The sequence below is a fragment of the Tumebacillus lacus genome, assembly GCF_026410385.1.
GTDB lineage: Bacteria > Bacillota > Bacilli > Tumebacillales > Tumebacillaceae > Tumebacillus > Tumebacillus lacus.
Map to the genome: position 1 here is coordinate 1 of NZ_JAPMLT010000021.1, position 5,091 is coordinate 5,091.

Annotated in this window: 5 protein-coding genes and 1 pseudogene; all 6 read right to left on the reverse strand. The window is 52.4% G+C overall.

What is annotated here, in order from left to right; all coding sequences use genetic code 11:
• Positions 1–108: 108 nt before the first annotated feature.
• Positions 109–798 carry a polymorphic toxin-type HINT domain-containing protein gene (locus tag OS242_RS21015; protein WP_323372986.1) on the reverse strand — a complete coding sequence of 230 codons (690 nt, stop codon included), beginning with the start codon at positions 796–798 and terminating at the stop codon, positions 109–111.
• A gap of 187 nt (positions 799–985) precedes the next feature.
• Complete coding sequence (locus OS242_RS21020; RefSeq protein WP_267153642.1) at positions 986–1,213, reverse strand: hypothetical protein; 228 nt, start codon at positions 1,211–1,213, stop codon at positions 986–988.
• A gap of 11 nt (positions 1,214–1,224) precedes the next feature.
• Complete coding sequence (locus OS242_RS21025; RefSeq protein WP_267153643.1) at positions 1,225–2,418, reverse strand: polymorphic toxin-type HINT domain-containing protein; 1,194 nt, start codon at positions 2,416–2,418, stop codon at positions 1,225–1,227.
• A 28-nt stretch (positions 2,419–2,446) separates the two neighbouring features.
• A pseudogene (locus OS242_RS21420) lies at positions 2,447–2,692 on the reverse strand (RHS repeat-associated core domain-containing protein); the annotation flags it as partial.
• Positions 2,693–2,863: 171 nt separating this feature from the next.
• Positions 2,864–3,238: a hypothetical protein gene (locus OS242_RS21030; RefSeq protein ID WP_267153644.1), complete on the reverse strand. Its 375-nt coding sequence runs from the start codon at positions 3,236–3,238 to the stop codon at positions 2,864–2,866.
• A gap of 24 nt (positions 3,239–3,262) precedes the next feature.
• On the reverse strand, positions 3,263–5,091 hold a 1,829-nt coding region (locus tag OS242_RS21035), incomplete at its 5' end, for a polymorphic toxin-type HINT domain-containing protein (RefSeq protein WP_267153645.1).

Genomic DNA, 5,091 nt, shown 5'->3' on the forward strand with positions numbered 1-5,091 from the left:
ATACAGTGGCACATCATTCAGAGGCGTCCTTTTCCTTTTCTAGGATATGTACGGTGGTCATTATATCCGTCAATCTTTGGACAGGCAATAGCGTCAGCTTTTGGGCATTTAGCATCGGCCGCAACACTTGTTCTCCGGTGTATGACCCATATCCAATTGACCTGCTCTAGATTTACTCTTGTCCCAAGCCAATTCCTCCCCTGTATTTGGGTCATATACTTTTCCATCGACGTCTTTAGCATTATCCCAAACTTCGTTAACTTGTCCTTTCCCATATGATGGTCTACTGTTTGAGTACGGTTTAGCATTACCCGTCCCCTCAATCCCACAATCCCTACTCGAATTGTGCGTCCACACCTGCAAGTCCGACACGAAGTACGTGTGGTAGTCCGCGACGCTGAAGTTGTACACCTTTGTCGGCTCGTCTACCTGCTCAATCTTCTCGACCGCCGCCGTCGTGCCGGAACTGGTTTCCATCTTGTCGCCGATGTGGAGGTCTTGTGTTCTGACCCAGCCTACGTTGTGGATGTAGAAGGGGTGTTCGGCGGTGGTGGTGAGGGTTTCGTTGCCGATGGTGATCACGTACACGTCGGGTGCTGTCCGGGTGAAGAGTTCCTCGACTTCTTTGTAGTCGAGATCGCCTGTCACGTCGTTTTTCGAGAGCACTCTGTCGCCGACTTGGATGTCTTCGATATTTTTCGGACCTTCGTCGGTAGCAACTTTCGTACCCGCCCCGAAGCAGCGGCCGCACGAGAGGGCTCCCGAGTTGAGGCTGAAGCCGGGGATTCCAACTGTGATTCGTTGGTTTGCTCCTTATATAGTATTATGAATACACTTTTTCTAGGAGTAGATTTCATCGTATCAAAGCCTGCCGCACATTTCGCTGGCACTTGGGTTTTCACCAAAAAGGACCTTGAAAGGCACTAAGCCAAATCAAGATCCTATAGGAGAAAAATACGTTATTACACCTGATTATACATATAGGTTACTTGCATCCCAATTCTTTGAGCAATTGTTCAAGGACTCTCATCCCTTCACAATGCCATTTTTCCTCTACCTCAGTAAACTGAATTATCTCCAAATCTTTTTCTGCCTTTGAAACAACTTCCGAAAACTGATCGGGAACTGCTATCCATGATAGGCGGCGATATAAATCTTCGATAGTACACAAACCATCTTGGAATTTGCGGCACACTTCGATTAACTCATCCATAGTCTCCCTCCTTACTTAGTTATTATTGTAACAACGGAACCTTGGGCGTTAGTGATTACTTGCAAACTACCGGAAGTATACGATAAATTCCCATTGCCTTGAACTACCGGTTTAGTTGAACTTATTACCTCTTCTACATATCGCGGTGCCACACCCCTACCATAATCAATCTGTCCTACTGATACTATTCTTGAGGCTCCAACCTTCCCTCCAACCGCATTACCAGAATATCTCATTCCACTTGGTTGCATCCTGTCAACAGCATGGCGAGAATAAAGCCTGTCCCCTACTTGTGCGTATTGTTGGCTATTAACTTCTACTTTGGCATAGTCGTCCCAACTCCCCCAAAATGCTGTTGTTCCATTAGAAGTAGCTTGACCCGTGGCCGTACCACTCAAGGCACAATCCCTACTCGAATTGTGCGTCCACACCTGCAAGTCTGACACGAAGTATGTGTGGTAGTCCGCGACGCTGAAGTTGTAGACCTTCGTCGGCTCGTCCGCGCGTTGAATCTTCTCCACAGCCGCCCCCATGCCGGAGCTGGTCTCCATCTCGTCGCCGATGTGAAGATCCTGTGTTCGGACCCAGCCTACGTTGTGGATGTAGAAGGGGTGTTCGGCGGTGGTGGTGAGGGTTTCGTTGCCGATGGTGATCACGTAGACGTCTGGTGCGGTGCGGGTGAAGAGCTCTTCGACTTCTTTGTAGTCGAGGTCGCCTGTCACGTCGTTTTTCGAGAGCACTTTGTCGCCGACTTGGATGTCTTCGATGTTTTTCGGACCTTCGTCGGTGGCGACTTTCGTACCCGCCCCGAAGCAGCGGCCGCAGGAAAGGGCTCGTGAGACGTCGGTGAGGTCGTCGGTGTGCCTGCTCGTGTCGAGGGCGACGTCGGCGACTTTTCCGGCTGTTTTTAAGCCTGTTTGCAAGGCTCCTGAGTTGAGACTGAAGGCGGAGATTCCGGCTGTGACTCGGTCGAAGGTGGAGAGTTTCTCCCCGGTGATCAGGTCGATGCCGAGGGTCGCTTCCAGCCCAGATTTGATGTTGCCGACGACCGGGATGAAGTCCACGCCTGTCGAGAACAGTTGCGGGATGATCTTTTGGATCTCCTCCGGGGTGAATTCTGCTGCTGCCAGCAGGTCGGCGGCGCGTTTCGCGACGTCCACCCAGGCGGGCGGGATCGTAGCCGCAGTGCAGGGCGCCGTCGTCATCTTCGTAGCACGGGGCGTGGCCGGATGGGTCGGTGATGTTGATCGGGTTGTTCAGGGCATAGGCGTAGCGGTTCAGCGTCTGCGGCAGATCTTGCAGGCCCGCCCACGTGTCTTTAGTGGTGAAATGGGCTTCTGCCGGGCTGTACCAGCGGGCGCTGTAGTCCATGAGGCTCGCTTTGATGTCGTAGCTTTTGCCGGTCAGACCGACGTTGTTGTACGGGGTCCACAGTTGGGTAAACACGCCGCCAAATGCATCGTAGCGGTACTTCAGCACGTCGCTGCCCAGTCGGTTCGTTGACGACCACAAGGTGAAACGGGTGAATAAGGATAATTAGCTTGTTTCCCCCGTCAATCTTTGGACATTGATATCATCAGTGACCACATGGTGAGCCTAACAAAAAGAAAACCTTGAAAGGGCATGAAGCCAATCAAGGTATAAAGATGATTATTGATCAACGGAATTTGTTAGGGCGTTGTAGATATCGTGCAATGGCTGTTCCTCTTCACTGTTTACTCTTGTCGATCCCCCTCCTTTAACAGCGTACAATTCAAACGTAGTTTTTTTATCAGACTTTTCAATAGTGCGAGCACCATCTAATACACATAGGAATCCGAATAGCGAGGAATCTACTGCCTCTGCCATAATTTCCCCTATCTTTTGCTTATCCTCTCCAGACAAACTGTTGTACCAATTAGATAATTCAACATGTCTTTTTCTTGGTTTTCGCCCCGGTAGATTTTCAATGAATTCAATAGTGTCCGACAAGGCCGTGTCTCGAACATATTTCTTTATTGATTCAACAAACTCCGTGTTTCTCATAGAAATTTAGACCCTCCTCTCATACTATTTTTGAAACGCGCCTGGAGATGCATTTTTATTTTTCTGTATAAGTTCTTTTAGTGAGCTGTTGGGAGCATTAGTATAATTCCGTAAATCCCAAATATCCTTTGCAAGCAAATCTCTAGGATTTCCAGTATAAATACCTTTTTGAGCAGGTATAGCTCTATGTTCGCTCCTTGGCAGTGCAATTGAAGGTGCTGTTCTACCATCATATCCTGGTATCACTTGATTTGCGGGGTGTTTTTGGGCTGCATGGTGTATTTCAATGTTATCATTTGGGAGGGATTTATTCGACAGCTGATTATATCTGCCAATCTCGTAAGGGACAACACCTTTCCCCGTTTCCCCAATACCTACCCCACAATCCTTACTCGAATTGTGCGTCCACACCTTTAGTTCCGACACAAAATAAGTGTGGTAGTCCTTGACGCTGAAGTTGTACACCTTCGTCGGCTCGTCCAGGCGTTGGATCTTCTCCACAGCCGCCGTCATGCCGGAACTGGTCTCCATCTCGTCGCCGATGTGGAGGTCTTGTGTTCGGACCCATCCTACGTGGTGGATGTAGAAGGGGTGTTCGGCGGTGGTGGTGATCTGCTCCTCGCCGATGGTGATCACGTAGACGTCCGGTGCGATGCGGGTGAAGAGATCTTCGACTTCTTTGTAGTCGAGATCGCCTGTGACGTCGTTTTTCGAGAGCACTCTGTCGCCGACTTGGATGTCTTCGATGTTTTTCGGGCCTTCGTCGGTGGCGACTTTCGTACCCGCCCCGAAGCAGCGGCCGCAGGAAAGGGCTCGTGAGACGTCGGTGAGGTCGTCGGTGTGCCTGCTCGTGTCGAGGGCGACGTCGGCGACTTTTCCGGCTGTTTTTAAGCCTGTTCGCAAGGCTCCTGAGTTGAGACTGAAGGCGGAGATTCCGGCTGTGACTCGGTCGAAGGTGGAGAGTTTTTCTCCGGTGATCAGGTCGATGCCGAGGGTCGCTTCGAGCCCGGATTTGATGTTGCCGACGACCGGGATGAAGTCCACGCCTGTCGAGAACAGTTGCGGGATGATCTTTTGGATCTCCTCCGGGGTGAATCCTGCTGCTGCCAGCAGGTCGGCGGCGCGTTTCGCGACGTCCATCCAGGCGGGCGGGAGCGGGGTCGGGTCGGGGTCGACCGGGTCTGGATTGGGCGGGGTGTAACCGCCGCCTCCACCACCGCCACCTCCGCGTGGCTCCCAGTTGTCGGGATCAGGATCGTAGCCGCAGTGCAGGACGCCGTCGTCATCTTCGTAGCACGGGGCGTGGCCGGATGGGTCGGTGATGTTGATCGGGTTGTTCAGGGCGTAGGCGTAGCGGTTCAGCGTCTGCGGCAGATCTTGCAGGCCCGCCCACGTGTCTTTGGTGGTGAAATGGGCTTCTGCCGGGCTGTACCAGCGGGCGCTGTAGTCCATGAGGCTGGCTTTGATGTCGTAGCTCTTGCCAGTCAGACCGACGTTGTTGTACGGGGTCCACAGTTGGGTGAACACGCCGCCGAATGCGTCGTAGCGGTACTTCAGCACGTCGCTGCCCAGATGGTCGGTCAGGTCGTTGACGTTGCCCATCGCGTCGTAGTGGTAGAAGAGCTGGTGACCGCGGTCGCGCAGGTTGCCGAGGTAGCCTTGGTCTTTGCGGCCGTGGAAGCCGAACATTTTACGGGAGACGATCTGGTCGTCTGCGCCCATGTAGTATTGGGCGAGCGGATCGCCCGCTCCGGTGTATTCGTTGAGCAAGGTCGCGCCGTCGTAGAGGTAGCGGGTCTGCTCTTTTTTCAGGTGGTATTGCTTGATGGCTTCTTCGTGGCCGGTCGGGGTGC

What these genes read in the sequence shown, in the direction of transcription:
- OS242_RS21020 (WP_267153642.1), bottom strand. Translation starts at nt 1,213, where the DNA reads ATGGATGAGTTAATCGAAGTGTGCCGCAAATTCCAAGATGGTTTGTGT.
- OS242_RS21025 (WP_267153643.1), bottom strand. Translation starts at nt 2,418, where the DNA reads ATGACGACGGCGCCCTGCACTGCGGCTACGATCCCGCCCGCCTGGGTG.
- OS242_RS21030 (WP_267153644.1), bottom strand. Translation starts at nt 3,238, where the DNA reads ATGAGAAACACGGAGTTTGTTGAATCAATAAAGAAATATGTTCGAGAC.